Origin of the sequence: Cryobacterium sp. TMT2-4, assembly GCF_004402575.1 — a bacterium.
Classification (GTDB): Bacteria; Actinomycetota; Actinomycetes; order Actinomycetales; family Microbacteriaceae; genus Cryobacterium; species Cryobacterium sandaracinum.
On sequence record NZ_SOGE01000001.1, the window covers coordinates 62684 to 89548 of the forward strand.

At 65.7% G+C, this 26865-nt stretch carries 27 protein-coding genes and 1 other RNA gene; 23 read left to right on the plus strand and 5 right to left on the minus strand.

The genetic code is table 11. The features are described from left to right. Positions 1-57 precede the first annotated feature (57 nt). The 4 genes from E3O54_RS00300 to E3O54_RS00315 all read left to right on the plus strand — a co-directional run bounded on the left by E3O54_RS00300 (position 58) and on the right by E3O54_RS00315 (position 3134). On the plus strand, positions 58-663 hold the full coding sequence (locus tag E3O54_RS00300) for a recombinase family protein (RefSeq protein WP_134400697.1): 606 nt from the start codon (positions 58-60) through the stop codon (positions 661-663). Beyond that, positions 660-1391, plus strand: a complete 732-nt coding sequence (locus E3O54_RS00305; RefSeq protein ID WP_166805176.1) for a hypothetical protein — start codon at positions 660-662, stop codon at positions 1389-1391. Before E3O54_RS00300 ends, E3O54_RS00305 begins: the two co-directional genes overlap by 4 nt. Positions 1392-1494: 103 nt before the next feature. Then, entirely contained in the window at positions 1495-2640 is a 1146-nt protein-coding gene (locus E3O54_RS00310) for an ImmA/IrrE family metallo-endopeptidase (protein WP_134400699.1), read from the plus strand. 5 nt (positions 2641-2645) lie between these two features. Further along, complete coding sequence (locus E3O54_RS00315; RefSeq protein WP_134400700.1) at positions 2646-3134, plus strand: hypothetical protein; 489 nt, start codon at positions 2646-2648, stop codon at positions 3132-3134. Here E3O54_RS00315 and E3O54_RS00320 read toward each other — a convergent pair. Then, the gene (locus E3O54_RS00320; protein WP_134400701.1) at positions 3131-3913 is read right to left on the minus strand and encodes a DUF6602 domain-containing protein; all 783 of its coding nucleotides are present in this window, start codon (positions 3911-3913) and stop codon (positions 3131-3133) included. The genes E3O54_RS00315 and E3O54_RS00320 overlap by 4 nt on opposite strands. A 230-nt stretch (positions 3914-4143) precedes the next feature. Between E3O54_RS00320 and E3O54_RS00325 the strand changes: the two genes are divergently transcribed. From E3O54_RS00325 to E3O54_RS00360, 8 genes are all read left to right on the plus strand, one after another. Continuing rightward, positions 4144-4515 (plus strand): hypothetical protein, encoded by a 372-nt coding sequence (locus E3O54_RS00325; RefSeq protein ID WP_166805177.1) that lies wholly within the window; start codon positions 4144-4146, stop codon positions 4513-4515. Next, entirely contained in the window at positions 4512-5369 is an 858-nt protein-coding gene (locus E3O54_RS00330) for a type II secretion system F family protein (protein ID WP_104100209.1), read from the plus strand. The genes E3O54_RS00325 and E3O54_RS00330 overlap by 4 nt, the downstream gene beginning before the upstream one ends. Next, the gene (locus tag E3O54_RS00335; protein ID WP_134342965.1) at positions 5366-6304 is read left to right on the plus strand and encodes a type II secretion system F family protein; all 939 of its coding nucleotides are present in this window, start codon (positions 5366-5368) and stop codon (positions 6302-6304) included. Before E3O54_RS00330 ends, E3O54_RS00335 begins: the two co-directional genes overlap by 4 nt. A gap of 124 nt (positions 6305-6428) precedes the next feature. Beyond that, a complete protein-coding gene (locus tag E3O54_RS00340; RefSeq protein ID WP_104100207.1) occupies positions 6429-6617 on the plus strand; it encodes a hypothetical protein in 189 nt (62 codons plus the stop codon). Between the two features lie 6 nt (positions 6618-6623). Further along, complete coding sequence (locus E3O54_RS00345; protein WP_233191293.1) at positions 6624-7034, plus strand: TadE family protein; 411 nt, start codon at positions 6624-6626, stop codon at positions 7032-7034. 25 nt (positions 7035-7059) lie between these two features. After that, a complete protein-coding gene (locus tag E3O54_RS00350) occupies positions 7060-7503 on the plus strand; it encodes a hypothetical protein (RefSeq protein ID WP_104171587.1) in 444 nt (147 codons plus the stop codon). Continuing rightward, positions 7500-8042: a pilus assembly protein TadG-related protein gene (locus E3O54_RS00355; protein ID WP_134342959.1), complete on the plus strand. Its 543-nt coding sequence runs from the start codon at positions 7500-7502 to the stop codon at positions 8040-8042. Before E3O54_RS00350 ends, E3O54_RS00355 begins: the two co-directional genes overlap by 4 nt. A gap of 42 nt (positions 8043-8084) precedes the next feature. Then, positions 8085-8969: a DMT family transporter gene (locus E3O54_RS00360; RefSeq protein ID WP_104100204.1), complete on the plus strand. Its 885-nt coding sequence runs from the start codon at positions 8085-8087 to the stop codon at positions 8967-8969. 179 nt (positions 8970-9148) lie between these two features. Here E3O54_RS00360 and E3O54_RS00365 read toward each other — a convergent pair whose 3' ends face one another. The 3 genes from E3O54_RS00365 to E3O54_RS00375 form a co-directional block, all read right to left on the minus strand. After that, positions 9149-9835: a pentapeptide repeat-containing protein gene (locus tag E3O54_RS00365; protein WP_241976696.1), complete on the minus strand. Its 687-nt coding sequence runs from the start codon at positions 9833-9835 to the stop codon at positions 9149-9151. 2 nt (positions 9836-9837) lie between these two features. After that, the gene (locus E3O54_RS00370) at positions 9838-10338 is read right to left on the minus strand and encodes a nitroreductase family deazaflavin-dependent oxidoreductase (RefSeq protein ID WP_134342960.1); all 501 of its coding nucleotides are present in this window, start codon (positions 10336-10338) and stop codon (positions 9838-9840) included. Between the two features lie 68 nt (positions 10339-10406). Continuing rightward, positions 10407-11678, minus strand: coding sequence for an MFS transporter (locus tag E3O54_RS00375; protein ID WP_134371725.1), 1272 nt, complete (start codon positions 11676-11678; stop codon positions 10407-10409). Positions 11679-11988: 310 nt separating this feature from the next. Here E3O54_RS00375 and prfB point away from each other — a divergent pair, with 310 nt between their 5' ends. From prfB to ssrA, 5 genes are all read left to right on the plus strand, one after another. Next, a complete protein-coding gene (gene prfB / locus E3O54_RS00380; protein WP_104102756.1) occupies positions 11989-13098 on the plus strand; it encodes a peptide chain release factor 2 in 1110 nt (369 codons plus the stop codon). 80 nt (positions 13099-13178) lie between these two features. Continuing rightward, entirely contained in the window at positions 13179-14402 is a 1224-nt protein-coding gene (gene ftsE / locus E3O54_RS00385; protein ID WP_134400703.1) for a cell division ATP-binding protein FtsE, read from the plus strand. Next, positions 14399-15313: a permease-like cell division protein FtsX gene (gene ftsX, locus E3O54_RS00390; RefSeq protein WP_134341825.1), complete on the plus strand. Its 915-nt coding sequence runs from the start codon at positions 14399-14401 to the stop codon at positions 15311-15313. Before ftsE ends, ftsX begins: the two co-directional genes overlap by 4 nt. Positions 15314-15403: 90 nt before the next feature. Then, entirely contained in the window at positions 15404-15880 is a 477-nt protein-coding gene (gene smpB, locus E3O54_RS00395) for an SsrA-binding protein SmpB (protein WP_104193627.1), read from the plus strand. 140 nt (positions 15881-16020) lie between these two features. Beyond that, positions 16021-16395, plus strand: a transfer-messenger RNA (tmRNA) gene (gene ssrA / locus E3O54_RS00400). Between the two features lie 117 nt (positions 16396-16512). Here ssrA and E3O54_RS00405 read toward each other — a convergent pair. Next, positions 16513-17553, minus strand: a complete 1041-nt coding sequence (locus E3O54_RS00405; protein ID WP_241976697.1) for a LacI family DNA-binding transcriptional regulator — start codon at positions 17551-17553, stop codon at positions 16513-16515. A gap of 112 nt (positions 17554-17665) precedes the next feature. On the opposite strand from E3O54_RS00405, the gene E3O54_RS00410 reads away from it, so the two are divergent. The 6 genes from E3O54_RS00410 (at position 17666) to E3O54_RS00435 (ending at position 26845) form a co-directional block, all read left to right on the plus strand. Further along, a complete protein-coding gene (locus tag E3O54_RS00410) occupies positions 17666-18586 on the plus strand; it encodes a carbohydrate ABC transporter permease (protein WP_134341824.1) in 921 nt (306 codons plus the stop codon). Between the two features lies 1 nt (position 18587). Next, positions 18588-19553, plus strand: a complete 966-nt coding sequence (locus E3O54_RS00415; protein ID WP_134341823.1) for a carbohydrate ABC transporter permease — start codon at positions 18588-18590, stop codon at positions 19551-19553. A 43-nt stretch (positions 19554-19596) separates the two neighbouring features. After that, the gene (locus tag E3O54_RS00420) at positions 19597-20955 is read left to right on the plus strand and encodes a sugar ABC transporter substrate-binding protein (protein ID WP_134341822.1); all 1359 of its coding nucleotides are present in this window, start codon (positions 19597-19599) and stop codon (positions 20953-20955) included. Between the two features lie 108 nt (positions 20956-21063). Further along, complete coding sequence (locus E3O54_RS00425; protein WP_104102781.1) at positions 21064-23253, plus strand: beta-galactosidase; 2190 nt, start codon at positions 21064-21066, stop codon at positions 23251-23253. Continuing rightward, positions 23250-25067: a glycoside hydrolase family 35 protein gene (locus E3O54_RS00430; RefSeq protein ID WP_174720164.1), complete on the plus strand. Its 1818-nt coding sequence runs from the start codon at positions 23250-23252 to the stop codon at positions 25065-25067. The genes E3O54_RS00425 and E3O54_RS00430 overlap by 4 nt, the downstream gene beginning before the upstream one ends. Positions 25068-25120: 53 nt before the next feature. Further along, the gene (locus E3O54_RS00435; protein ID WP_104102784.1) at positions 25121-26845 is read left to right on the plus strand and encodes a SulP family inorganic anion transporter; all 1725 of its coding nucleotides are present in this window, start codon (positions 25121-25123) and stop codon (positions 26843-26845) included. Positions 26846-26865: the final 20 nt, after the last annotated feature.

Sequence of the window (26865 nt, forward strand, 5' to 3'; positions counted from 1 at the left end):
TTCGTTTCACAAAACGTGTAATGATAGACGAGTATTGATAATTCAAGGGGGAGCCTGATGGCAGATGTCGGCTACGTAAGGGTGAGCACCGCGGACCAGAGCACCGCGCTGCAGATCAAGGCAATGCAGGACGCAGGAATCAAGAAAGTCTTCAGTGATCAGGGTGTCAGTGGAACTCTCGCCAGCCGGCCAGCGCTGGACGAGGCGCTTGCCTACGTTCGAGAGGGCGATGTGCTGGTCGTGTGGAAACTCGACAGGCTCGGCAGGAGTACCAAGAATGTCCTGGAGGTCCTAGACGGGCTGAAAAGCCGTGACATTGGCTTCAGGTCCCTTACAGAGGGCCTGGACACGACTGGGCCAATGGGCGAAGCAATGTTGACTGTCCTCGCGGCCTTCAACCAGTTGGAGCGCGACGTGATCGTCGAACGCACCAAGGCGGGACTGGCAGCAGCTCGCGCACAGGGCAGGGTTGGCGGCAGGCCTCGTGTGATGGACCAGAAGAAGCAGGCGACCGCACGAACGCTTTACGATTCTGGAAACCACACGGTGGCGGAGATTGCCACCATGCTGGGCGTTGGAACGGCGACCGTTTATCGATACCTGAGCAGTTCGCGTGTCTCCCACGCTCTGAACGGTCAGGTTGGGCTCGGGGAAGTCCTGTGAAGGTCCAGCCCGCTCAGAAGCCCTCGCACCGTCACGCGCAGGCACAGGCCTGGTGGGTGGCGTCTCAGCTCGTCTCTCGCAATCCAGAAATTCGCTTGACGCAGCAGGTGGACTTGATTGACGGTGAATCATTGGTGTTGGACGTTACAGATCATCCGGACTTGGATAGGCGGGCTCGCAAGCGTCTGAAGATTGTTCTGAGTATGAGTAACGGCGTGCAGACCATCACCGCAGGTGAATTCAGCGCGTTGTCATGGCTGGAAGCTATGGCCCTGTCCGACCCGCTTGAACTCGTGAAGCGGATTGAAGGCGTCATGGGGCTAACCCCCGAACCTGAGCCGCTATGTCCAAAGAGTGCGCGAGCCCTCGTCTTCACTGTCCTTGCCTTGTTCCTTGCCGCACGAGTGAACGACGCGAAGCCATGGCATGTGCGTAGTCTGAACCCACTCACCCTTGGGGTCGACGACTGGGTACCGACGGACCTCTCGCGGTTCCCGGTACTCGAGCACCGCCTGATCGAAGAATTCGAATCTGCAGCTGTGCGCATGAGCGGCTCCCTCACATCAGCCTGGATCCTCTACAGGGGCTTCGATCCCGTGGCAGCCCTCGATGAGGAAGCCGGCCTGCACGCTCGCGGGTTGCGATTCGATCTTCACGAGATATACGTCGACAATGGCTGCGACATCCACACAACAACCAACCAGATTTCCTCCAAATTCGGCTCATGACGGAGTCGCCGGGCTTAACAAGAATTTCAAAACGCTACAGCCGTGAACGCTGATGCCTGAGTGATGGGATAAGTTCGAAATATCTGATCAGGGGGGAGAATCAATGGCCATCGAGCAGCCAATTACAGGGGCAGTCCTTGAATGGGCGCTGGCAACAGCCAAATACTCCCATCTCCAACTTGACTACGACCTCCAGTTCGCTCCTGGGTCCACACTGTCTTGGATAAACGGCGCTAAGCCCAATCAGGGTCAACTGCGGAAGCTTGCCAAGGCGCTGAACCGACCGCCGTCCTTTTTCTTCCTGCCGAATCCTCCAACCGTTACCTCCGTGGTCGCGGAGTTTCGGAAGTTTGCTGGGACTGACGTGGTGCCAGGCCCAGAAACTCTCGAGGCCATGCGGCTTGCCGGTCGGATACAGAAAACCACCGCATGGGTGCGGGACCAGACTAAAGAAACGCCCATTGCGATCCCGATTGCGAAGAAATCGGAAAACGTTGAGGAAGTCGCCGAGCGGCTGCGGAGATGGCTTAACTGGTCCACTGCTTGGCAGCTCTCAGCTGACCAGTCTGATAGTTCAGTGACCAAGCAGTTTCGAGTTCAACTCGAATCCAACGGTGTCCTCGTCATGCATCAATCGCTCGACGAGGGCGTCACACGGGGTTTCAGCTTGGCTAGCGGTACTGCCCCGCTTATTGCGATCAATACGCGGGACCCCTACCGAGCAAGGTTGTTCTCCTACGCACACGAACTAGTGCACCTCGCCAGTGGCTCCACGGCTGTATGCGACGTGCATGATGTCTCTGACAACACTGAGACCTTCTGCAATCGAGTAGCCGCCGCAATCCTGATGCCGAGGATCGAGTTCGGCGATCACGTTCGAAGTAAGCTCGGCGGCCGCAAAGTCTCCTCGCTTGAGGATGTGGCGCTCGTTAGGACTCGCTTCAGAGTTAGCCTTCGGGCGGCAGCGATTCGAGCGGAGACGCTGGGTCTGGCCTCCATCGGTCTCTACGACTTGGTGAACCGAAGGGCCGAGGTGAAGAAGCGTGGGGGGCAATTCATCCCCGGAAACGAGCGCGTCAAACCGGTCATTCGAGTTGACGAATTCGGGACCAGCTTCATTCGTACTGTTGAATCGGGCGTCTCTGCAGGGATTCTGAAATCCCTGCAGGCAGCAAACCTGTTGCGGCTTTCTGAGAAGGAGTGGACGCTGGCTCGTCAACTCGCTCTCTCTGGGCCAGAGGCCAGGTGATGTTCGTGGTAATCGCCGACGCGCAGGGACTCATTGGACTTCTCGACTTAGTTCCTAAATCTGATCAGAAGCCACTGTTCGATAACGTGACCAGGTGCTTCGAAAGCGGCCGCCTTCGTTTCCCCCAGGAGGTAATTGAAGAGCTGCACATCATTGCGAGAAACGATTTCATTTCTGGCTGGGGAACAGGGTTGGGGGCGACCCGGGATGCCTACACCGCGGATATTGCTTACCTCCGGCCACTGATGGCCCTGGTCGCGTGTCTTGGGTTCTCTGAAGGGTTTGAAGCCCTCGACAACAAGGACCCGGCGATAATCCATGTTGGTCGCCTCGCTTTTGAACTGCAGGACCGAAAGGTTCCCTTCTGCATTCTCTCCACGGACAGCGGCACTAATCCGCTCGTTCCAACGATGGAACAGCTGTGCGATGAGGCTGGCTGGGCAATGGAGGGTCCCGCCAAATGCGCGGAACTCCTGAGTCTTCTGGAGTTCTAGACCGCTGTGAGGTCTCGCCCTTCGGCCGTTATGTAGGCAGACATGACTACCGGCCGTGACGTGGTCTTGAGCAGAGTCGCAACGAGCCACTCTGAAAAGAGCAGCATCGCTCTAGAGGGTTCGGCGATTGCCCAGACCTTGTTCACCCTCACCACGGGATAGAGGATGTCGCTTCTGATGGCGGATTTGTCCCCTTCGGTGTTGCCTGGAAGCTGGATAGTGCCGATGGTCGGGTTTCCGTTAGCGTCAAGGTCCTGAAGGCCCGCAACGCCCCTAACCCAATCTTCGGCTCCACCTGTGCGTTTCAAGTCCCCGACAAGGAGGGCCAGACTGATAACCGCAGTCAGGTCGGGACGGGGTCCCTGCGCTGTCATGGCCTCGTTCAAGTGGTCGGCAATGGTGTCGGCTTCAATGTCCCCACGAAAAGCGAACAACGCCAGTGGGGGAAGTTTTCCGCTGAAGGACTTGAGCGCGTCAATGCTGGCTTTCTTCTCGCGAGCGTCTTCGATCTGGCGTTTCCCCAATCCTGTCTTCACTTCGATACATAACCGGACATTCTCGACGGGGAACAGCACCTGGTTAGTCTGCGCAAGCAACGCGGGTTCGTCACCCTGCTCATAGATCACCAGGTCCATCTGCTTGGAGAAGTTGCCCTCTGCATCGATCAACAAGCCAGATCCAACCCCGTATCGCGTTGGGACGAGGTTCTGCACGATTCGCGCTAGTGAACTCTCGTTTTCGGTTCCCTTAACCCCTTGATGAACAACAAGCTGATTCATCTGTTCAACCTCGGCTTGGAGCCGTTGCATTACGCCCCGCCAGTAGGTATTTACAACGTTCACAGGGCACCTCTCAGAGTTTCCAGCTGTCCCAGGCGCTCACGGGCGTCGCCTTCTGGAATGCCCACAGCGAAAATCGATGTGCACAGGTCGCTATGCGTCAGCCTATCCAGAACAGCGTGGCTGGCTGGCCGAGACGCTGCACTCGTTAGCAACCGTGATTGACTAGAATGTCTTACGCATATCTAGGGCTGCCGGGCATGTGTTCGATCCATGCCAACAGTGCCCGGGATGCGCTCGGCAAATTGTCCACGCTGCCGCTTCTGGCGGGCCGCAACATCGACTCCTCGTTCGTGCTGCCGACCGTGGCCGGCTGCATCGACATCGTCGTGCACTGCGAGATCGACCGGAACGGACGGCGCCGGGTGACGGAGATCCTTGCGCCGAGCGGCCAACTGTCAGGGGCGATGATCGAGGCCAGCCCGATCTTCCTGGCCCAGCGGGGCGCCCTTGAGCCGACCGGGGGGTATCCGACGAAGCTGGCCAAGTTCCACGCGGCCGGACTCGACCCGGCCATCGTGCTGCGGGCCGGGGCCGTATGACGCTCGCACTCGGGGCTCTGCTCGGCACCGGGCTGCTCCTGGTCGCCGCGCCGTTCCTCTGGCCGCGCACCAGGGGCAAGGCCCGGTCCCGCACGCCGGGACGGCTGCGGGCGAACCTCGCCCAGGCCGGACTCGGCAGCCTGCCGCTGCCGGCCTTCGTCGCCCTCTCGGTGGTGCTGGGGCTGGCGGTGTCGGCGCTGAGCCAGGCCCTCCTGGGCATCGCTGCCCTGTCGATCGTCACCGCGCTCGCCGGGCTGTCGCTGCCGACGCTGATGGTCGTCTGGCGGGTGCGCGCCCGGCGGCGGGCGAACCGCGCCGTCTGGCCCGACGTCGTTGACCACCTGGTGTCAGCGGTGCGGTCGGGCCTGGCACTGCCGGACAGCGTCGGCAGCCTGGCAGGGGCTGGCCCGCTGTCGACGCGGCCCGCCTTCGCCGAGTTCGCCCGGGAATATCAAGCGACCGGCAACTTCGGTTCCGCCGTCGACGGGCTCAAGGTCTCCCTGGGTGACCCGGTGGCCGACCGCATCCTGGAGACGCTGCGCATGGCCCGGGAGGTAGGCGGCAGCGACCTCACGGTCGTGCTGCGCAGCCTCGCGGCCTGGCTCCGGCAGGATGCCGCCATCCGCTCGGAGGTCGAGGCGCGCCAGTCCTGGATCGTCAACGCGGCGCGGCTGGGCGTGGCCGCGCCCTGGATCGTGCTGCTGCTCCTGGCCTCCCGGCCGGAGGCGGCGGTTGCCTACAACACCTCCGCCGGTGTCGTCGTGATCGTCGGCGGCCTCGGCGTCTCCGTGGTTGCCTACCGCCTGATGGTGGCGCTGGGACGGCTGCCAGAGGAACGCCGGTGGTTCAAATGAGCGCCGCGCAGGCCTGGGCGCTGTTCTGCGGCACCGCGTTGGGCGTGGGGCTCTGGTCGCTCGCCAGCTTGGTGCCTCGGCTGAGTCGGCCGCGCCTCGCGCAGAGGCTGGCGCCGTACATCCTCGACGTGTCGGCGGAGGCGCGGCTATTCGTGGGGCGCACGACGGTGCATCCGTTGCCGGTGCTCGGCACCCTGTTCGCGCCCGTGTTCGGCGCCCTCAAACGAGCGTTCGGCGCCGTTCTCGGCGGCACGGAGACGATCGCCCGACGGCTCCGGCAGTCGGGGTCGGTCCGCGGCACCGACGAGTATCGATCGGAGCAGGTGGTGTGGGCGCTCGCTGGACTCTTCGTCGGGGCAGGTGCGGTGGTTGCCCTGCCGGCGTTTCGGTCGATGCCGGTGCTGGTGCAGGTCGTTCTGCCGGTGGTCGCCGCGGCGGGCGGCGCGCTGGTCCGCGATTGGATGCTCGGCCGCACCGCCACCGCCCGCCTCGCGCGCATGCAGAGCGAGGTTCCGACCGTCCTCGAGTTCATGACGCTGTCTCTGTCGGCGGGGGAGGGCATCCTGGATGCGCTCGCCCGGGTCTCGCGCACGAGCACGGGCGAATTGTCGCGGGAGCTGGCGGGGGTGGTGGCGGATGTGCGCACCGGGGTGCCGCTCGCCACCGCCCTGCACGCGTTGTCACGTCGGATCGCGCTGCCTGCGGTGACCCGGCTGGTCGATCAGGTCACGGGTGCGCTCGACCGGGGAACCCCGCTCGCGGAGGTGCTGCGCGCCCAGGCGCAGGATGCCCGCGACGAGGCCAAACGCGAACTGATCGAGGTGGCCGGCAAGAAAGAGGTGGCCATGCTCGTGCCGCTCGTTTTCCTGATTCTGCCCATGACGATCCTGTTCGCGATCTTCCCCGGCCTGTTCATCCTGCAGAGCGGATTCTGAACCACAGAACCACTGAACCACTGAACCACTGAACCACTGAACCACTGAACCACTGAACCACTGAACCACTGAACCACTGCCGCACGAGAGAACCACTGTCCCCACGAGAGAAAGTGAGTCAATCATGAAGACACTGCAGCGACGTGTGCGCGACCGGTGGAGCGATGCCGGGGGCGATGAACGAGGCGACGTTCCGGGATGGGTGCTCATCACCCTGATGACGGCCGGGCTGGTCATGATCATCTGGGGTCTGGCCGGTCCGGCGTTGAGCGGCGTGTTCCAACAGGCGATCGACCGGGTCAGCGGAATGTGACCGGCCGTGACGCGCACGCGGGGGAACCGAACCCGATCGCTCGGTGGTGAGGAGGGGTCGGCGGCCGCCGAATTCGTGATGGTCGGCGCACTGCTGACCGCGCTGACGCTCGGCGTCATGCAGCTGGGGCTGACCCTGCTCGTGCGCAACACCGTGCTTGACGCCGCCGCCGAGGGAGCCCGGTACGCCGCGCTCGCTGACAGCGGGCTGGGTGAGGGTGCGGCACGCACCCGCGAGCTGATCACGACGTCGATCGGGCCCGCGTATGCAACCGATGTGGAGGCCAGCTATGGGGACTATGGCGGGTTCCCGAGCGTGCAGGTGCGCGTCGTGGCGCCGCTGCCGCTGCTGGCCCTGTTCGGCGTCGATCGCGGGCTGGAGGTGGTCGGACATGCGGCGGTCGAGACCCTGCGGTAGTGGGGGCCGAGTCAGCCGTTGGCGTGTGTGGTCGGCGAACGGAGAGCAGGGTTCGGCCTCGCTGGAGTTCATCACGGCCGGCCTGATCCTGCTGGCGCCGCTCGTCTACCTGGTGTTGGCGATGGCGGCGCTGCAGGGCGGCGCCCTCGCCGTGGAGGGAGCAGCCCGCCAGGCCGCACGCGTCTACGTCCAGGCGCCCGATGAGGCCGCGGCGAACGCCCGCGCCGAGCGGGCCGTGCAGTTCGGGCTCACGGACTACGGCATCGACCCTGCGGGTGCCGAGGTAAACGTGGCCTGCGAGGCCGGTGTGAACGGATGCCTGACCCGGCAGAGTACAGTCACGGTCACCGTGCGCATCCGGGTGGCCTTGCCGCTGCTGCCGGACCTCCTCTCACTGCGCGACTCGGCCAGTGTTCCCCTGGAGGCCCAGGCCACGCAGACGGTGTCCCGCTTCTGGCGGGCCGGATGAGCGGCGGCGGCGGAGGCTCGGCGGTCGCCTGCGCGGCAGCGCTCGCGGGCACGCCATCGGGATCGCGGGCGGCGCGGTGGCGGCGCCGGCTGCCGATCCGGCCCGGAGGCGAGAAGGGATCGACGCTCATCCTCACGATCTTCTACGGCTTCCTCGCCCTGCTGCTGATCCTCGTCGTCGTGGCCGCGACCTCTCTGTACCTGGAGCGCAAACGCCTGCTGACCCTCGCGGACGGCGCTGCGCTCGCCGGGGCCGAGGCGTTCGACCTGGGCGCGATGGCCGTCACGGTCGACGGCTCGGGCGCGGAGTTGCGACCCTCCCTGTCGTCTGCTGGAGTGCGGACGGCCGTGGAAGAGTTTCTCGCAGCCACCCCGGATGGCCGGATGGAGGGACTGAGGGTGAGCGGTGCGGCATCCGTCGACGGGCAAAGCGCCACGGTTTCACTGAGTGCCTATTGGCGTCCGCCGGTGCTGGCCGTGCTGCTGCCGGCCGGGGTGCCGCTGGAGGTCACGGCGGTGGCGCGCTCGGTGTTCCGCTAGCGTTAGCGAAACGCGCCTGACCCGGCGCAGGGGAGGAGAACCGTGACGGCCGAGCGCGACCGCCTGACCGGTGCCGGCGCCCAGGTCGTGACCGAGGTGAGCATCAACTTCGGGTCGTCCCTCGCCGGTCTGGCCATTCCGCTCGTCGGCTCGCCCGTCGTCGTCGCAGTGCGGCAGCTGGTGATGGCCGCCACGGTGCTGCCCTTTTACCGGCCAAAACTGGCCGGCCTCAGCTGGCGTCGGCTGTGGCCGGCGCTGGCGCTCGGTGTCGTGCTCGCGGTGATGAACCTCACCTTCTACGAGGCTGTCGACCTGCTCGGGCTCGGCATCGCGGCCACGATCGAGTTCCTCGGTCCGTTTGCTCTGGCGCTGGCCTCGTCGCGCCGCCTGCTCGACTTCGTCTACGCCACCGCGGCGGCCGGTGGGGTGTTCCTGCTCACCTGGTCTGACGGGGCACTCAATCTGCTCGGCATCCTCTTCGCCCTGACCGCGGCGGCGTCATGGGCGGCCTACATTCTGCTGACCCGCAAGGTGGCCGTGACCTTCCCCGGGCTTGAGGGCATTTCCGTGGCCAGCGTCGTCAGCCTGACTTTGCTGGTGCCGTTCGCGCTGCTCACGGTCGACTGGCCGAGCCTCAATTGGGGCGTGATCGGGCTGCTGCTCGCCATCGGCGTGCTCTCGTCGGCGTTCCCGTACACGCTGGACACCTTCATCTTGCGCCGCATCACCCCGCGCCTCTACGCGATCATCACCAGCTTCGGCCCCGTGATCGCGGCGCTGTTCGGCGCGCTGGTACTGGGGGAGACCTTCCTGGTGCAGCAGCAGATCGCCATCCTTGTGGTGTGCGTGGCGGCCGGCGCGGCCATCGCCAGCCAGCGCGAAACGTCGAAATCCGAACTCGAGATCATCGCGGGCGCGATTCCCTGATCGGGCGCGATTCCCCGGCCGGGCGCGATTCTCCGATCGGGCGCGTGCGGGCATCCGTCGCCGGCTGCCCGGCGTTGAACCAATTCGACGGAGATATTGTCTCAAAGGCCTGTTTTCAGCGGGTCTGGGGCTGATTTCGGCAAAATCTCCGTCGAATTCGTTAGGGGCGGGCTATCTGCTCAGCGCCCGCGGCTCGGGGACTGACTCGGCTCGGTGACGATGATGCCGAGGTGTGCGGCGAAAACGGGCGCAAGCAGGCTGAGCTGGGCGTCATCGATGGTGGCGCCGCGCAGCCCCTCAAGCCCGTGGATGGCACTGAAATCGCTCGAGCGTAGGTCGGCGTCCTTGAGGGTGGCACGGGTCACATCGAGGGTGCCGACGCGGCAGTCGCGCATCTCGAAGCGCTGCACGGTGGCGCTTCCGAGGTCGAGCTCCTCGATGATGCACTTGGAGAGCAGCACATTGGTCAGCGTCGCCCCGCGCAGGTTCACGAAGTCGAGCTTGGACTCGTCGATGTGCACCGAGCGCAGGGTGGCCTCGTAGAGCTCGAGCGACCCGAGCCGGGAGTGCTCCACCCTGACGTCCCGCCAGCTCGAGCGGGGCGCGCAGAAGACGGCCGCGTGCAGCTCGCCGGCCACGCAGTCGGCGACGGATGCCCCGCGCAACTGCGTGTCGCTGAGGGAGACTCCGCGCAGCTCGCACTCCTGGAAGCCGATGCCGGTCAGGTCCCGGCCGGACAGGTCGCATGCGCTGAAGCGCTCGGCCTCCCGGCTGTCACCGGCGCGGAGGTCGCTGCCGTCGGAGTCGGTCAGGCCGGCCAACACGATTCGGTCGATTCGGGGACCGCGGGTATTCGCGCGTGCCACCGTCAGGAGACGGGAGCAGCCGCGGCGGCAGTCGTAGTGGCGGGAGCGCCGGCAGCGGGAGCGGCGGGGGGAACCGCTTCCAGCACGAACACCGGGATGACCCGGTCGGTCTTTTTTTCGTAGTCGGCGTAGTCGGGGAACGCGGCCACGGCCCGCTCCCACCACGCAGCGCGTTCGGTGCCGGTGACCTCGCGGGCCAGCATGTCCTGACGGCTGGGGCCATCCTGCAGCTCGATGAGAGGGTGGGCCACCACATTGCCGTACCAGACGGGGTTCTTCGGGCTGCCGCCGAGGGAGGCGATGGCGGCGTAGGCACCCTCGTGCTCCACGCGCATCAGCGGGGTCTTGCGCAGCTTGCCCGACTTGGCCCCGAGGGTGGTGAGCACGATGACGGGCATCCCGCGCAGGGTGGTGCCTTCCGTGCCTCCGGAGCTTTCGTACAGGTCGACCTGGTCGCGCACCCACTGCTGGGTGCCGGGCTCGTATTCTCCGATGAGGGGCATACGACCATTAAACGCCCTCGGTCGGACTCCCATTCCCCCGGGTTCAGCGCGTCGGGGCCGAGGCAGCGTCAGGGACGCATGCGCGGCCGGCGAGGCGCGTAGCGGGGGATGTAGCGGCCCAGAATCACGGCGCCGAACAGTCCGAACACTCCCATCACGACGCTGGCGATCGAGATGGTGGCGACCGCGGTCAGGCCGGCCACGGCCAGGGGGGCGACGGCCCCGCCCAGGTCGGCGGTGAAGCGCCATGCGCCCAGGAACGGTGCCGGGCTGGTGTTCTTCGGGGCCAGGTCGGCGCCGAGCGTCATCAGGAGGCCACTGCCGATGCCGTTGGCGAGCGACAGGATCATGGCCACGGCGACGAACCACTCCACGTTGCCGGGCAAGTCGTGTGTGAACGCGAGAATGAGGTGCCCGGCACCTAGGCCGATCATCGACGGGATGGCGGTCCACAGGCGGCCGAAACGGTCCATGATCTGGCCACTGACGTAGAAGAGGGCGAAGTCGACCGCGCCGGCGATGCCGATGATGAGGGCGATGTCGGGGACGCTGATGCCGATGCTGACCGCCCAGAGCGGGAGCAGCACCGTGCGGGAGGCGCGCATCGCCCCGATCAGGCCCGCGCCCGTGCCAAGGCGCAGGAGCACCGCTCGGTGGCCCCAGATGGTGCGGAACAGCCCCTGGGATTCCTCGGCCGCGAGCTCCCGCCCGGCCGGCACGACAGATCCGTCGGGCGCCTTCACCAGTTGCGGGCCACCGAAAGTGCTCTCGGGATCGGGCAGCAGGAGCAGCATCGCGGCCGCGCCGAGGCAACAGACCACGAACACCCAGAACACCGACTCGGTGCTGTCGGTGAGGCTGAGCAGGGCGGCGGCGATGAACGGGCCGATGAACCAGCCGGCGCGGAAGATGCCGCCGAGGGTCGACAGCGCCCGGGCCCGGTAGGCCAGAGGCACGTAGCTGGTCATGAACGCGTGGCGGGCCAGGGCGAACACGGCGGTGGCCAGGCCGATCAGGAAGATGCCGATGCCCAGCACGAGCGGATTGGGAGCGACGATGCAGATCAGGACGGCGATGATCGTGAGCAAGGATGCCCAGATCATGGCGTTGCGCTCCCCGATGAGGGAGACCACCCAGCCGCTGGGGATGTCCCCGGCCAGTTCACCCACCATGATCATGGCGGCGATGAACCCTGCGATCGCGAGTGTGGCACCCAGGTCGTTGGCCACGATCGGGATCAGCGGGATGATCGCGCCCTCGCCGATCGAGAACAGGAGGGTCGGTAGGAACGCGGCAAGTGCGACGGAACGCATCTGGAAGGGGCGGTCGGCGTTACTCATGGCTTTTCGATGTTATCCCCGGGCGGGTGTTGGTGTTTCGAGTCCGCACCCTTACGGCAGCTTCGACCCGAACGAATTCGACGGAGATTCTGCCTGAATCAGCCCTGAGCAGGCCGAAAGAGCGCTTTCACACGAGAATCTCCGTCGAATTGGTTGACGCCGGGCAGGGCATTCCGCCGTGCACGAACCGCGGCCACACGGAATGGTCAGCATGGACCTTTGCAGGGTCCGGACCAGCCGCATCCGGCGCTGAAAGCGGACTCCACGAGCGGAAGCCGTGACCGGGTGGCCCGGTAGGCTGGGGTTCGACATGATTGAGCTGGAATTCTCGGAGCAGATCGCCGCACTGCGGGCCACGTTCGACGACATCCGGTCGGTGATCGATATCGATCGACTCCGCACCGATATCGCCGACCTGAATGAACAGGCCGGTGCGCCCGATCTGTGGGACGACTCCGACCACGCGCAGAAGGTGACCAGCCAGCTGAGCCATCGCCAGTCGGAGCTGGCCCGCATCGTGAGCATCGAGTCCCGCCTCGACGACCTTGAGGTGCTGGTGGAACTCGCCAACGCCGAGGGTGACCAGGAATCGGCTGACGAGGCCACCGCGGAACTCGCGAGCATCACGAAGGTGCTCGGCGACCTCGAGGTGCACACGCTGCTCAACGGCGAATTCGACGTGCGTCCGGCGGTCATCACCATCCGTTCCGGCGCCGGCGGCGTCGACGCGGCCGACTTCGCCGAGATGCTGCTGCGCATGTACCTGCGCTGGGCCGAGCAGCACAACTACCCCGTGCAGGTGCTCGACGTGGGCTACGCCGAAGAGGCCGGCATCAAGAGCGCGACCATCCAGGTGGATGCGCCCTACGCCTTCGGCACGCTGAGCGTCGAGGCCGGCACGCACCGCCTCGTGCGGATGAGCCCTTTCAACTCCGCCGGTAAACGCCAGACCTCCTTCGCCGCTGTGGAGGTGGTTCCGCTGATCGAGCAGACCGAGTCGATCGAGGTGCCCGAGAACGACATCCGGGTCGACGTCTTCCGCTCCAGCGGACCCGGCGGCCAGTCCGTGAACACGACCGACTCCGCCGTGCGCATCACCCACCTGCCCACGGGCACGGTGGTGAGCTGCCAGAACGAGAAGAGCCAGATCCAGAACCGGGCCGCCGCCATGCGCGTGCTGCAGTCCCGGCTGCTGTTGCTGCAGCGCGAGCAGGAAGCCGCCACCAAGAAGGAGCTGGCCGGGGTGATCACGGCCAGCTGGGGCGACCAGATGCGCAGCTACGTGCTCGCGCCGTACCAAATGGTCAAGGACCTGCGCACCAACTACGAGGTCAACAATCCCGGCCAGGTGTTCGACGGCGACCTTGACGGTTTCATCGCCGCCGGCATCCGTTGGCGCAAGCAGGCGCCGCAGGGTTAGAGCCTTGATCTGCGGGTCTGTCACCGGTTAGGTATGTCGGAGTAGGAATTATCAAGATGCCTGCCTAGGCTCAAGGGGCCATGATTCGTTTTGACACCATCACCAAGAAGTATCCGGGAACGAACCGACCGGCACTGGACGCCATCAGCGTCGAGGTGCTGCGCGGAGAGTTCGTCTTTCTCGTCGGTGCTTCCGGCTCGGGGAAATCGACTTGCCTCCGCCTTGTGCTGAAGGAAGACCGACCCACCAGCGGCAGCATTCACGTGCTCGGACAGGACTTGCGGTCGATCTCCAACCGCAAGGTGCCCTATTTCCGCCGCAACATGGGCGTCGTCTTCCAAGACTTCCGCCTGCTGCCGAATAAGAGCGTTTTCGACAACGTGGCCTTCAGTCTGCAGGTGATCGGCAAGTCGCGCGGGTTCATCCAGGAAGCCGTACCCGACACCCTCGAGATGGTCGGACTGGCCGAAAAGGCGCTGCGCCTGCCCCACGAACTCTCCGGTGGTGAGCAGCAGCGTGTTGCCATCGCCCGCGCCATCGTGAACAAGCCGCAGATCCTGCTGGCCGACGAGCCCACCGGAAACCTCGACCCCACCACCAGCGCCGGCATCATGGCCCTGCTCGAACGTATCAACGCCGCCGGCACGACCGTGATTATGGCCACCCACGAGGCCGGAATCGTCGACCAGATGCAGCGCCGCGTGATCGAACTCGTCGGCGGACGCATCGTGCGCGACGAGCGCCAGGGTGGCTACGCCACCGCGGCCATCCCCACCACCACCGCCGGCACCGGGCGCCGTTCCGCCCGAGAGGTTCCCAGTGGCTCGTCGGGTGTGGCACCTGCGGCTGCGGCACCGTCATCCATTTTCGCGCCGGCCGCCGCCGCCCCTCCCGCCGTCCCCACTGACGAGGTTCTGCCTGCGTCGCACCCTCCCCTCACCTTTCCACCGGTTCCCGTGCCGGCGCCGGTCGCCGAGCCTGCCGCGGCCCCGTTCTCAGCCGCGAAGGGTCCGGCCGATCCGGCGCCCCTCGACGACGGATCGTCCGAGGACGCAGAAGTGGAAGTGGAAGTGGAAGCAGAAGCAGAAGCAGAAGCAGAAGCAGAAACGGACGCAGAAGCAGAAGCGGATTCCGCCGCCGATGCTTCGATGACCGACCTGAGCCGGGCCATGACCCGGCCGGTTCTTCCGATCACTCAGCACGACGTACCGGAGCAGTTGACCCTGGCCGAGAAGCTCGGGCTGCGCGCGCCGGGCGAAAAACCGGACCAGACCGGCGAACAGAATGTAGGGCCCACCCGATGAGACTCGGACTCGTGCTCTCCGAAGCAGCCAACGGCCTGCGCCGCAACGCTTCCATGGTCGTTTCCGTGGTGCTCGTGACCTTCATCTCGCTAACCTTCGTCGGCGCCGCGATCCTGATGCAGATGCAGATCGGGCAGATGAAGAACTTCTGGTACGACCGCGCCCAGGTGGGCATCTACATGTGCACCGCCATTTCGTCGGGTGAGACGTGCACGGCCGGGGAGGCCACGCCCGAACAGATTGACACGGTCAAGGCGCAGCTCGAGACCCCTACCCTGTCACCGTTCATCGACAAGTACTACTTCGAGACTCACGACCAGGCCTTCGAGAACTTCAAGAAGCAGTTCGCCGACAACCCGGTGGTCGACTACGTCACCGCTGACCAGTTGAACGAAACCTTCTGGGTCAACCTCGGCGATCCCTCGCAATCGGATGTGCTCGTAGAGGCTCTGTCCGGCGTCGCCGGGGTGGAGAACGTCGCGGACCAACGAAAGTACCTGGACCAGATCTTCTCCGTGCTGAACGTTGCCAGTTACACCGCGATCGGCATCGCCGCGCTGATGCTTGTGGCGGCGGCCCTGCTGATCGCCACCACCATCCGTCTCTCCGCGTTCTCCAGGCGGCGCGAGCTGGGCATCATGAGGCTGGTCGGGGCATCCAATCGGTTCATTCAAACGCCCTTCATCCTGGAGGGTGTTTTCGCGGCTCTGCTGGGATCGCTGCTGGCGGGAGGCGCCGTTCTCGGTCTCGTGTACTGGTTCGTGCAGGGCTATCTGGGCGAACGTCTGACCAACTTCTCCCTCGTCGGCATGCAAGACGCCCTCGTGGTGGTTCCGATCCTGTTGGTGGTCGGCGCGGTGCTGGCGGCCTTCTCCGCTCAATTCGCCATCACGCGCTATCTGAAGGTCTGACCTACTCCGCTCGGCCCGCCCCCAGAGCGCTAGACTGGTGGGCTGGTCGGCATCGCGTCCGAACACATCCACCGAGTCGAGGAGTATGCCGTGCCCAGGGAAATAGGCGAGAAGGTCGTCTCGACCAATCGCAAGGCACGCCACGATTACCTCATTGAGGAGACCTACGAGGCCGGAATGGTACTCAGCGGCACCGAGGTCAAGTCTCTCAGGGCCGGTCGGGCTTCGCTCGTCGACGGCTACGCTTTCATCGAGAACGGCGAGATCTGGCTGGACGCCGTGCACATCCAGGAGTACGTCGCCGGCACGTGGACCAACCACCCGCCGCGGCGCAAGCGCAAACTCCTGATGCACAAGCAGGAGATCATCAAAATCAGCCACAAAACCAAAGAGGGCGGCTACACGCTCGTCCCGCTGCGGCTCTACTTCAAGAACGGCAAGGCCAAGGTGGAGATCGCGGTCGCCAAGGGCAAGAAAGAGTACGACAAGCGCCAGACACTGCGCGAGCGCCAGGACAAGCGCGAGTCCGACCGGGCCATCTCCGCCCGAAAAAACCTCGGCGACTAGCCTTCCACCTCGTCGTATTGTAAGCTAATGGGCTACACGATCCATTCGGGCCGTGAGGATTGACACTCAGCAGATTGAAAACTCAACAGCGTGTGACAGTGACCCACTTGAATGCCGCCATGGTGGCAGTGAGTGCACATGGGGATGATCGGTTTCGACATTGCCTGCGCAATTATGAGAAGCGGGTCGAGGATGCAGGGTTATCTCGTAAACGATCTCTGCAAAACAATAAGTGCCAAATCAAACCGCACTGACTTCGCCCTCGCTGCCTAAGCGAGCGCACTAAGAAGTCCGCCAGGCCGGGAATGCTCTCTACCCGGACCCTGACGTCATTTAGAGAGATTGCTCCTACTCTGAGCCGCGGGGTGTAGGGGGACTTAAACGAGGGCTGGGCTCGTCGGATTAGATGCCAGCGGCAAATTCCGGAGCCGAGTAGAACGATTTCACTGGATACACCCGTAGAAGGCATATGACCACAGCAGTGGACGGGGGTTCAATTCCCCCCATCTCCACCACCGGTTGCTGTCACACGTTGTCGAGCCGAAAGGCCCGCAATCCACGTGATTGCGGGCCTTTCGTCACCCGTCGTCAGTTTCGTGGCCGCCCTCTTCTCGCTCCGCGAGTGGGCGGGGTCAGTCCCGGCGCGAGGGAGAGGCCGTGCTCGACCGGAGCACCAGGTGCGCCGGCACAAGGGTGGCGCCGGGGTGTGGCCGGTTTGACTCGATGAGTTCGAGCAGCCTCACCATGCAAAGGCGGCCGACCTCGCCGAAGTCCTGATGCACGGTGGTCAGAGGTGGGTAGAAGGAATCGGCGTCGGGCATGTCGTCGAAGCCGATCACGCTGACCGACTGCGGCACGGCGCGCCCGGACTCGTGCAGAGCCCGCAGGATGCCGAGGGCCATCTGGTCGTTCGCGGCGAAGATCGCCGTGACATCCTTGCGCGCGGCCAATGTCAGTCCGTGCTGGTAGCCCGATTTGCCGCTCCAGTCGCCCACCAGGGGCGGCGGCACCGGCGTGCCTGCCTCCTCGAGGGTCGCTCGCCAGGAGGCTGCCCGGCGACGGGCGGAGAACGCCGCGTCGGGCCCGGCCACATGCCAGACGGTGGTGTGGCCCAGGTCGAGCAGGTGCTGCGTGGCCTGGCGGGCACCGTCGACCTGGTCGGTGTCGACGACCGTGAATTGGCTTCCGGCATCGGAGTCGACGATCACCACGGGAACCCCAGTCGGGAGGGTGATCGACGCCCGGTCGAGAACCTGGGCCTCCATGATGATGACGATGCCGTCGACCGCCTGCTCGGCGAGCCGGGTGACGGCGCTGGCCACGCCGTCCTCAGTGTCGAGGGCGACCGGCAGGAGAGTGACCGAGTAGCCGGCGAGGGTGGAGGATGCGGTGACCGCATCGAGGGTGCGCATATTGCCGAACGTCGAGAGGGTGTAGAGCACGACTCCGATGGAACGGAATTGGCCGGACTTCAGTGAGCGGGCGGCGCTGTTGGGCCGGTAGCCGGCCTCGCCCATGGCGGCCAGAACTCGTTCCCGGGTGTCGTCGTCCACGTTGGTGCGACCGTTGACCACCCGCGACACGGTCTGGGAGGAAACCTTCGCCAGGGCGGCCACATCGGCCATCGATGGAAGTCGGGATGTCGCCGTGCGTCGTTGCGGGGGGTTGGTCATGCTTTCCATTTCCATATGTTTACGTAAACATGCTACCGTCCTGATACATCATGTTTACGTAAACATGACCGCGATCGGCAAACCGCAACCATGATGAGTTGAGAAGGCAAGCATGACAACGTTGTCACATCACCCCGCAGCCGGGTCGGCGACCCGCACGCAGCGCAGGCAGAAAAGAGACTGGACGGGCTGGCAATTCGTCGGCCCGTTCATGGTCGTCTTCGCCGTCGTGCTGATCGCTCCCGTGATCTACTCGGTCTACCTGAGCCTCTACAAGGACCAGTTGGTCGGCGGCAACTCGTTCGTCGGGTTCGCAAACTACGCCCAAGCCCTGTCGGATCCCAAGCTGTGGGAGTCCCTGGGTCGGGTCACCCTGTTCCTCGCCGTGCAGGTTCCGATCATGCTCGCCCTCGCACTCTTCGCCGCACTGGCCATCGACAGCGCCCGACTGCACCTGTCCCCGCTGTTCCGCATCGCGATCTTCCTGCCCTATGCCGTGCCGGCCGTGGTCGCAACGCTGATGTGGGGCTTCATGTACGGCACCCAGTTCGGCCTCGTCGGCAACCTGAACGACTTCTTCGGGATCACCATCCCCTCGCCACTATCCGGCACCTGGGTGCTCGCGTCGATCGGCAACATCGTCACCTGGGAATTCGTCGGCTACAACATGATCTTGTTCTACGCGGCGCTGCGGGTCATCCCCGCGGACCTGTACGAGGCGGCAGAGCTCGACGGTGCGGGAACCTTCCGGATCATCCGCAGCATCAAGTTCCCCGCTTTGCGGCCCGCAATGGTGATCGGAGCGATCTTCTCGATCATCGGAAGCTTCCAGCTCTTCAACGAGCCGAGCATCCTGCGCTCACTTGCCCCGAACGCCATCAGCACCTTCTTCTCCCCGAACATGTACGCCTACAACCTCTCCTTCTCGGGGCAGCAGTACAACTACTCGGCGACCATCGCCATTATCGTCGGTCTGCTCACCGCATCCATCGCCTACATCGTGCAGATCACCGGCACCCGAAAGGAGGTCTGAGATGGCCCTCACCACGCCCGAATCCCTGACCCCGGCCTCGACCGCAGTGCGCGAGACAACCGCCGCCACCCGCAGCATATCCCCGCGCCGATCCCGCTACGCCCGCCCCAGCGCCGGCAGTCAGCACAAGCGCAAGTCGGTGCTGCTGACGGTGGTCATGGTCGTCTTCCTGATCTACAGCCTGCTCCCGCTGTTCTGGCTGTTCGTCGGCTCGACGAAGACGCAGGCCTCGCTGCTCAACTCTTTCGGCCTGTGGTTCAGCGGCGACTTCGCCCTGTTCGACAACATCGCCCAGACGCTCACCTACGACGGCGGTGTCTTCGTGCGCTGGCTCGGCAACACGCTGCTGTACGTGGTCATCGGAGCGGGCGGGGCCACGTTCCTCGCGGCCCTCGGCGGGTACGGGCTGGCCAAGTTCAACTTTCCCGGCAAGAAGGCCGTCTTCGCCGTCGTGCTCGGCGCCGTGGCCATCCCCGGAACGGCCCTGGCCGTTCCCACCTTCCTCATGTTCAGCCAGCTCGGCCTGACGAACACCCCCTGGGCCGTGATCCTGCCGTCACTGATCAGCCCGTTCGGGCTATACCTGATCTGGACCTACGCTCTCGACTCCGTGCCCACCGAGGTACTCGAGGCCGCGCGGATGGACGGCGCGGGAGAGATCCGCACTTTCTTCACCATCTCCCTGCGGTTACTGGCCCCCGGGCTCGTCACCGTGCTCCTCTTCTCGATCGTCGGGACCTGGAACAACTATTTCCTGCCGCTGATCATGCTGAGCGAACCGACCTGGTACCCGCTCACCGTGGGCCTGAACCAGTGGAATCAGCAGGCGCAGACGGTGGGCGGTGACGTGATCTACAACCTCGTGATCACCGGCTCCCTGATCACGATCATCCCCATCGTGGTCGCGTTCCTATTTCTCCAGCGGTACTGGCAGTCGGGTCTGGCCGCCGGAAGCGTCAAAGCCTAACCATCCAAGCAGCCTCCATTCTCAAAGAAGTGAAGGGTTCACAATGAAATCAACACACCGCACCGCACGACGCGTGGGACGCACCGTAGCGGCCATGGTGACCGGCCTGTGCCTGGTCGGATCGCTCGCGGCCTGTGCGCCGGGTTCCGCCGGGGGAGCCGAAACCGGCACCGCCGACGACATCGCGGCGGCTCTGCAGGAGAAATCCACCATCACGGTCTGGTCCTGGGGCACCCCGGTGCAGGCCGCAGCGGATGCCTTCCAGGAGGAATACCCCAACGTCACCGTCAAGGTGGTCAACGCGGGCACCGGCAGCGCCGAGTACACCAAGCTGCAGAACGCGATCAAGGCCGGATCGGGCGCCCCCGATGTGGCTCAGATCGAGTATTACGCCCTGCCGCAGTTCGCTCTGTCGGATTCCCTCGCCGACCTCAACGACTTCGGCTTCGCCGAACTCGAGGACGAGTTCACGGCGTCGACCTGGGGCAACGTGAGCATCGACGGCGGTCTCTACGCCCTTCCGCAGGACTCCGGCCCCATGGCCATGTTCTACAACAAGGCCGTGTTCGACGAGTACAGCATCGCCGTGCCGACCACCTGGGCCGAATACACCGCGGCAGCGGCCACGATCCACGCCGCCGACCCGTCCCGCTACATCTCGAGCGACTCCGGCGACGCCGGCTTCGCCACGAGCATGATCTGGCAGGCCGGCGGACATCCGTACACGACCGAAAACGGCACCGACGTCACGATCGACCTGCAGGATGCCGGTGCCAAGGAGTGGACGGAAATGTGGAACCCGATGGTTCAGGACGGCCTCGTCTCCCCGATCGTCGGCTGGACCGACGAGTGGTACAAGGCCCTCGGAGACGGCACCATCTCGACCCTGCTGACCGGCGCCTGGATGCCCGCCAACTTCGAATCGGGCATCACCGAATCGGCCGGTGACTGGCGGGTTGCCCCGTTACCCACCTACGAAGCCGGTGAAGCGGCCAGCGCCGAGAACGGCGGCTCCAGCGTGGCCGTGCTCGAACAGAGCACGAACAAGCTCGTTGCGGCCGGATTCGTCGAGTACCTGAACGCCGGCCCCGGGGTGCAGCTGCAGATCGACGGCGGCAGCTTCCCCTCCACCGTCGCCGACCTCGAGTCGGAGGAGTTCCTCGGCTACGAGAGCGAGTATTTCGGTGGCCAGAAGATCAACGAGGTGCTCGTGAAGGCCGCCAAGGACGTCGTACCCGGCTGGTCCTACCTGCCGTTCCAGGTCTACTCGAACAGCATCTTCGCTGACACGGTCGGACAGTCCTACGAGAACAAGACCGACCTGAACACCGGCCTCCAGGGCTGGCAGGACGAGACCGCAGCCTACGGAGTGGAGCAGGGCTTCACCGTCAACAGCAAGTAACCGGGCGTATCCGCCCCGCTCGACGGGCGAGCGGGGGCCACCGCAGATCCGGTGGCCCCCGCCCGCCCGGCACACCAGTCACCCTGCACGACGAATGAGATGAACACCATGACGCACGACACTTCACCGGCCCGCTGGGTCCGCTGGCCCGACGCCCACCCTCTCGCCGACGGCAGCCAGAGCCTGGCCGCTGAAACACCACGGCTGGCCTACGGTGCCGACTACAACCCGGAGCAGTGGCCGGAAACGGTTTGGGCCGACGACGTGCGTCTGATGCGGGAGGCCGGCGTGAACATCGTCAGCGTCGGCATCTTCTCCTGGGCGCTGCTGCAGCCCACCATCGACTCGTGGGACTTCGCCTGGCTCGACCGGGTGCTTGATCTGCTGCACGACAACGGCATCGCCGTTGACCTGGCCACGGCCACCGCCAGCCCGCCGCCCTGGCTGACCGAGCTGCACCCGGAGGTGCTGCCCGAGAGCCGGGTCGGCGAGACGATCTGGCCCGGCGCACGCCAGCAGTGGCGCCCCACCTCACCGGTCTTCCGCCGCTACGCCCTCGCGCTGGTCGAGAAGATGGCCCTGCGCTACGCCGACCACCCGGCCCTCGCCCTGTGGCATGTGAGCAATGAGCTCGGCTGCCACAACGTGTACGACTTTTCGGATGACGCGGCGGCGGCCTTCCGGGTCTGGCTGGAAGCCCGCTACGGCTCGCTCGCCGATCTCAACCGGGCCTGGGGCACGGCTTTCTGGTCGCAGAACTACTCGGCCTGGACCCAGATCCTGCCACCTCGCCTGGCCGGAACCCACCCGAACCCCACCCAACAACTCGATTTCGCCCGGTTTTCCAGCGACGCACTGAAGGACTACCTGGTGGCCGAGCGGGACATCCTGCGCCGCATCACCCCGGACGTGCCGATCACCACGAACTTCATGGTGATGGGCGAAGTGAAGGGGATGGACTACGCGGACTGGGCAACCGAGGTGGACATTGTCTCGAACGACCACTACTTCCTCGGCGCCTACCCGCTCGCCTTCGAGGAGCTCTCGTTCTCGGCCAACCTCACCGGGCAGATCGCCAGACGCGACCCCTGGTTCCTGATGGAGCACTCCACCGGCGCCGTGAACTGGCAACCGGTGAACCTGGCCAAGGCGCCCGGGCAGCTGCGCCGGGACAGCCTCACGCACTTGGCCCACGGCGCCGACGCGATCTGCTTCTTCCAGTGGCGCCAGTCTCTCGCCGGAGCGGAGAAATTCCACTCGGCGATGCTCCCGCACGCGGGTGAGGACAGCACGATGTTCCGCCGGGTCGTGGACTTCGGCGCCGAGCTCGTCGCCCTCGCCGAGGTGGCCGGCACGACAACCGTGCAGGCTCGCATCGGCATCCTCTTCGACTGGGACTCCTGGTGGGCCTCCGAGCTCGACTCGCACCCCACCGACCAGCTGCGCTACAAGGTGGAGGCCATGAACTGGTACACCGCAGCACTGGCCAACGGGCTGCAGGCCGACATCGTGCCCGCGGCCATCGCCCTGGCCGAGAACGGCCTGGCCGGCTACGACCTCGTGATTGCGCCGATGCTCTACGTCGTTCCAGAGCCGCTCGCCGCCGCCCTCGGTGACTATGCCCGTGCCGGGGGCCACCTCGTCGTCGGTGCGTTCTCCGGCCTGGCCGACCGCGACGACCACGTCTATCCCGGGGGATACCCGGGCGCCTTCCGCGATCTGCTCGGCGTGCGCGCGGAGGAATTCGGCCCGCTGCTTCCCGGCCAGACCGTGGGTTTGGAGGGAACCAGCCCGACCGGCGTCGCCAGCCTTCCCGACGGAGGCACAGGCATCCTGATCACCCATGACGTCACGGTGCAGCCGGATGTCGAGGTGCTCGCCCGATTCGTCGGCGGTCCGTACCCCGGGGTACCCGCCGTGACGGGCCGGGTTGTCGGCGCCGGCCGGGCCTGCTTCGTCGCCACCGTGCCCGACACCGTGGCGCTGGCCACCCTCGTCGGAAGGTTCGCCGCACAGGCCGGGATCGTCTCGCCGCTGCCTGCCGCCGTGCACGGATCGGTGCAGCTCGCCGCCCGGCAGTCCGACACCCACGACTACCTCTTCTACATCAACCACAGCGAGGAGGTCGTGCGGGTGGCGGGCGTCACGGGCTCGGGACTCATCGGCATCGACCTCGGCCCGGCCACGCTCACCGACGGCGAACTGGACCTGCCCCGGTTCGGGGTGGCCGTGCTGCGCCGATCCCGGGAGGCTGTGCCGGCAGTGGCAGTGGCGGCAACGACGGCCGGCACCGCGTGACCGGCCGCTTCGCGATCGGGGAACGGGACTTCCTGCTCGATGGGCAGCCGTTCCGAGTGCTGGCCGGGGCCATCCACTACTTCCGGGTGCACCCCGACCACTGGGCCGACCGCATCCACAAGGCCCGGCTGATGGGCCTGAACACGATCGAGACCTACGTGCCCTGGAACGCGCACGCACCCGTGCGCGGGGAGTTCCGCACCGACGGGCCGCTCGACCTGGCGCATTTTCTCGACCTCGTCGCTGCGGAGGGTTTGTACGCGATCGTGCGCCCCGGCCCGTTTATCTGTGCGGAATGGGACAACGGCGGATTGCCGGCCTGGCTGTTCCAGAACGCCACAGTGGGCGTGCGCCGGAATGAGCCGCAGTATCTGGCGGCCGTCGCCGAGTACTTCGAGCAGGTGCTGCCGATCGTGGCCGAGCGGCAGATCGATCGCCGCGGAGCGGTGATCCTGGTGCAGATCGAGAACGAGTACGGTGCCTACGGGCGCGATCAGGACTACCTCACGGCGCTCGTCGAGCTCAACCGGGCCCACGGCATCACCGTGCCACTGACCACGATCGACCAGCCGACGGACCAGATGCTGCAGGACGGCAGCCTGCCCGAACTGCACAAGACCGGGTCGTTCGGCGCACGCAGCCGCGAACGCCTGGCCACCCTCCGGCGGCATCAGCCGACCGGGCCGCTGATGTGCGCGGAGTTCTGGAACGGATGGTTCGACCACTGGGGTGAACACCACCACACCACCTCGGCCGCAGAGTCGGCGCGAGAGCTCGACGAGTTGCTGGCTACTGGGGCATCCGTCAATCTGTACATGTTCCACGGCGGCACCAATTTCGGATTCACGAACGGCGCCAATGACAAGGGCGTGTTCCAGCCCACGATCACGTCCTATGACTACGACGCGCCCCTGTCGGAGAGCGGCCAGACCACCGAGAAGTACCACGCCTTCCGGGAGGTGCTCGCCCGATATACGAGCGTGCCGGACGAGCTGCCGGACCGGGTGCGGGCGGCCCCGGCCTTCGAGGTGTCCCTCTGGGAGTCGGTCAGCCTGTGGGATGCCCTCGAAGTTCTGGGCGTGCCGGCCGACGAGGCTGCAGCGGGGGTCGAGGCTGTCGTTCCTGCCGCTGCTGGCGCCGGGTTGCCGACCATGGATGCCGTGGGCCAGTATTCCGGGTTCGCCCTCTACCGCACGCGGGTGGCACCGGGTGCCGCCCGCGTGCTCTCGTTCGCTGAGGTGCGCGACCGCGCCCAGGTGTTTCTCGACGGTGTGCCGGTGGGTGTGCTCCAGCGCGACAACCACGACCGCTCGCTCACCCTGCCGAGCGTGGGTGACGGTGACGCTGCCGGGCGACTCGACGTGCTCGTCGAAGATCAGGGCAGGGTCAACTACGGCCCCCGGATCGGCGAGGCCAAGGGTCTGATCGGCCCGGCCCTCCTCGACACGGAGGAGCCGGCGTGGCAGGTGGTCCCGCTGCGCCTCGACGCCGTGACCGGACTTGGCGCCTCCCTGTTCCGGAGGGGTATGCCCGGTGGGTCGCTGGCGGGCCCGGCCTTCGCCCGCGGGCGTTTCGTCGCCGAGCCCGGGGTGGACCTCTTTCTCAGCGTCGTCGGCTGGGGCAAGGGCCAGGCCTGGCTGAACGGGTTCAACCTCGGCCGATTCTGGGATCGCGGGCCGCAGGTTACCCTGTACGTGCCCGGTCCGGTGCTCACTGCGGGGGAGAACGAACTGGTGATCCTCGCGCTGTCGGGCGCCCCCTCATCCGTCGCCCGCTTTCTCCCGGCTCCCGATCTCGGCTACACCGACTTATAGGCCCTCTAGGCCGGACCGCCCGGATGCACCAAGATAGGGCCGGGAGGAACGGTATGGCGGCTGCGTGGGTGAAGAAGTGGGTGCCGGGTGTCGATACCGCGCTCACCTACCGGCGCGCCTGGCTGCTCCCTGACCTGAGAGCGGGGCTTGTGCTCACCGCCTTGCTGATCCCGGTGGGCATCGGCTACGCCGAGGTGGCCGGCCTGCCGCCAGAGACCGGCCTGTACGCCACGATCATTCCGTTGGCGGCATATGCCTTGTTCGGCCCCTCTCGCGTGCTGGTGCTCGGCCCCGACTCGGCCCTGGCGCCGATCATCGCGGCCGTGATCCTGCCGCTTGCCCTCGGCGACGATGACCGAGCGGTGGCCCTGGCGGGACTTCTCGCGATCATGGTCGGCCTGATCCTCCTGCTGGGCGGACTGCTCCGCCTCGGATTCGTGACCGACCTGCTCTCCAAGCCCATCCGGGTCGGCTACCTGAATGCCCTCGGACTCCTGGTGATCATTTCCCAACTGCCGGCGCTGCTGGGATTTTCGATCGACTCGGGTCCGCCGATTGCCGACGTGATCGCAATCGGGGCCGGTATCGCCGGGGGCGAAGTCAACCTCACCGCGTTGCTCTTCGGACTCGGGTCGCTGCTCATCATCGTGGGTCTGTCCTGGGGCAGATCTCGGATCCCCGGCGTGCTAGTGGCCGTCGTGCTGGCGACACTGCTGACTGCCGTACTCGGGCTTCACAGCACCATACCCGTCGTCGGGGCGATGCCGCAGGGATTGCCCGCTCCGGCGCTCGGCGGTCTGGTCTGGGCGGATGTCGCCGCGCTCGCCCTTCCCGCCCTCGGCGTCGCCCTGATCGCCTTCGCCGATACGGCCGTGCTGTCGCGCACGTTCGCCGCGCGCCGCGGCGAGAGTGTCGACGGGAGTCAGGAGATGGCGGCGATCGGCGCCTCGAACATCGCGGGCGGTCTGCTCGGCGGCTTCCCCATTTCGGCGTCGTCCTCGCGCACCCCCGTTGCCGAGAGCGCGGGCGCACGAACCCAGCTCACGGGCGTGGTCGGCGCCGCACTCATCGTGGTGTTCATGCTGCTGGCGCCCGGACTCACCGGCTACCTGCCCTCGGCGACCATCGCTGCCGTCGTGATCGTCGCGGCCGCCGGTCTGATCGACGTGAAGGGGTTCCTCGCCCTCGTGCGGATGAACAAAGTGGATGCCGCGCTGTCCATCGCGTCGTTCCTCGGTGTCGTGGTCGTGGGCGTGATCGAGGGCATCGGCGTGGCGATCGTGCTGTCCCTCGGGGCATTCGTGAGCCACGCCTGGCGACCCTACCGGGCTGAGCTCGGGCGCATCCGTGGGCTGCGCGGGTACCACGACCTGTCCCGTCATCCGGAGGGCGAGCGGTTGCCCGGCATCGTCATCGTGCGCTTCGACGCGCCGCTGTTCTTCGCCAACGGCGGCATTTTCGACGACTTCGTGCGTCGCGTCGTCACCGAGGCAGGGAGTGACGTGCACACGGTCATCCTGGCGGCCGAGCCGATCACAGAGATCGACACGACCGCCGTGGAAGAACTTCTGGAACTCGACGATTTCCTCGCCTCACGCGGGATCACGCTGATCTTCGCCGAGATGAAGGGTCCGGTGAAGGACCACCTGCGCGACTACGGTCTCAGTCGACGGTTCCCACCGGAGCGGTTCGCGGGCACCGTGGGCGAGGCGGTCGACGAGGTCACCGGCACATTGCGCGGCGACCTCGAGGGCACCGAATGGGGCGACGAGCACTGAGGCTGCGCTGAAATTCCGCG

What these genes read in the sequence shown, in the direction of transcription:
- E3O54_RS00300 (WP_134400697.1), top strand. Translation starts at nt 58, where the DNA reads ATGGCAGATGTCGGCTACGTAAGGGTGAGCACCGCGGACCAGAGCACC.
- E3O54_RS00310 (WP_134400699.1), top strand. Translation starts at nt 1,495, where the DNA reads ATGGCCATCGAGCAGCCAATTACAGGGGCAGTCCTTGAATGGGCGCTG.
- E3O54_RS00320 (WP_134400701.1), bottom strand. Translation starts at nt 3,913, where the DNA reads ATGAATCAGCTTGTTGTTCATCAAGGGGTTAAGGGAACCGAAAACGAG.
- E3O54_RS00325 (WP_166805177.1), top strand. Translation starts at nt 4,144, where the DNA reads ATGTCTTACGCATATCTAGGGCTGCCGGGCATGTGTTCGATCCATGCC.
- E3O54_RS00330 (WP_104100209.1), top strand. Translation starts at nt 4,512, where the DNA reads ATGACGCTCGCACTCGGGGCTCTGCTCGGCACCGGGCTGCTCCTGGTC.
- E3O54_RS00335 (WP_134342965.1), top strand. Translation starts at nt 5,366, where the DNA reads ATGAGCGCCGCGCAGGCCTGGGCGCTGTTCTGCGGCACCGCGTTGGGC.
- E3O54_RS00340 (WP_104100207.1), top strand. Translation starts at nt 6,429, where the DNA reads ATGAAGACACTGCAGCGACGTGTGCGCGACCGGTGGAGCGATGCCGGG.
- E3O54_RS00355 (WP_134342959.1), top strand. Translation starts at nt 7,500, where the DNA reads ATGAGCGGCGGCGGCGGAGGCTCGGCGGTCGCCTGCGCGGCAGCGCTC.
- E3O54_RS00370 (WP_134342960.1), bottom strand. Translation starts at nt 10,338, where the DNA reads ATGCCCCTCATCGGAGAATACGAGCCCGGCACCCAGCAGTGGGTGCGC.
- E3O54_RS00375 (WP_134371725.1), bottom strand. Translation starts at nt 11,678, where the DNA reads ATGAGTAACGCCGACCGCCCCTTCCAGATGCGTTCCGTCGCACTTGCC.
- prfB (WP_104102756.1), top strand. Translation starts at nt 11,989, where the DNA reads ATGATTGAGCTGGAATTCTCGGAGCAGATCGCCGCACTGCGGGCCACG.
- ftsE (WP_134400703.1), top strand. Translation starts at nt 13,179, where the DNA reads ATGATTCGTTTTGACACCATCACCAAGAAGTATCCGGGAACGAACCGA.
- ftsX (WP_134341825.1), top strand. Translation starts at nt 14,399, where the DNA reads ATGAGACTCGGACTCGTGCTCTCCGAAGCAGCCAACGGCCTGCGCCGC.
- E3O54_RS00405 (WP_241976697.1), bottom strand. Translation starts at nt 17,553, where the DNA reads ATGACCAACCCCCCGCAACGACGCACGGCGACATCCCGACTTCCATCG.
- E3O54_RS00410 (WP_134341824.1), top strand. Translation starts at nt 17,666, where the DNA reads ATGACAACGTTGTCACATCACCCCGCAGCCGGGTCGGCGACCCGCACG.
- E3O54_RS00415 (WP_134341823.1), top strand. Translation starts at nt 18,588, where the DNA reads ATGGCCCTCACCACGCCCGAATCCCTGACCCCGGCCTCGACCGCAGTG.
- E3O54_RS00420 (WP_134341822.1), top strand. Translation starts at nt 19,597, where the DNA reads ATGAAATCAACACACCGCACCGCACGACGCGTGGGACGCACCGTAGCG.
- E3O54_RS00425 (WP_104102781.1), top strand. Translation starts at nt 21,064, where the DNA reads ATGACGCACGACACTTCACCGGCCCGCTGGGTCCGCTGGCCCGACGCC.
- E3O54_RS00435 (WP_104102784.1), top strand. Translation starts at nt 25,121, where the DNA reads ATGGCGGCTGCGTGGGTGAAGAAGTGGGTGCCGGGTGTCGATACCGCG.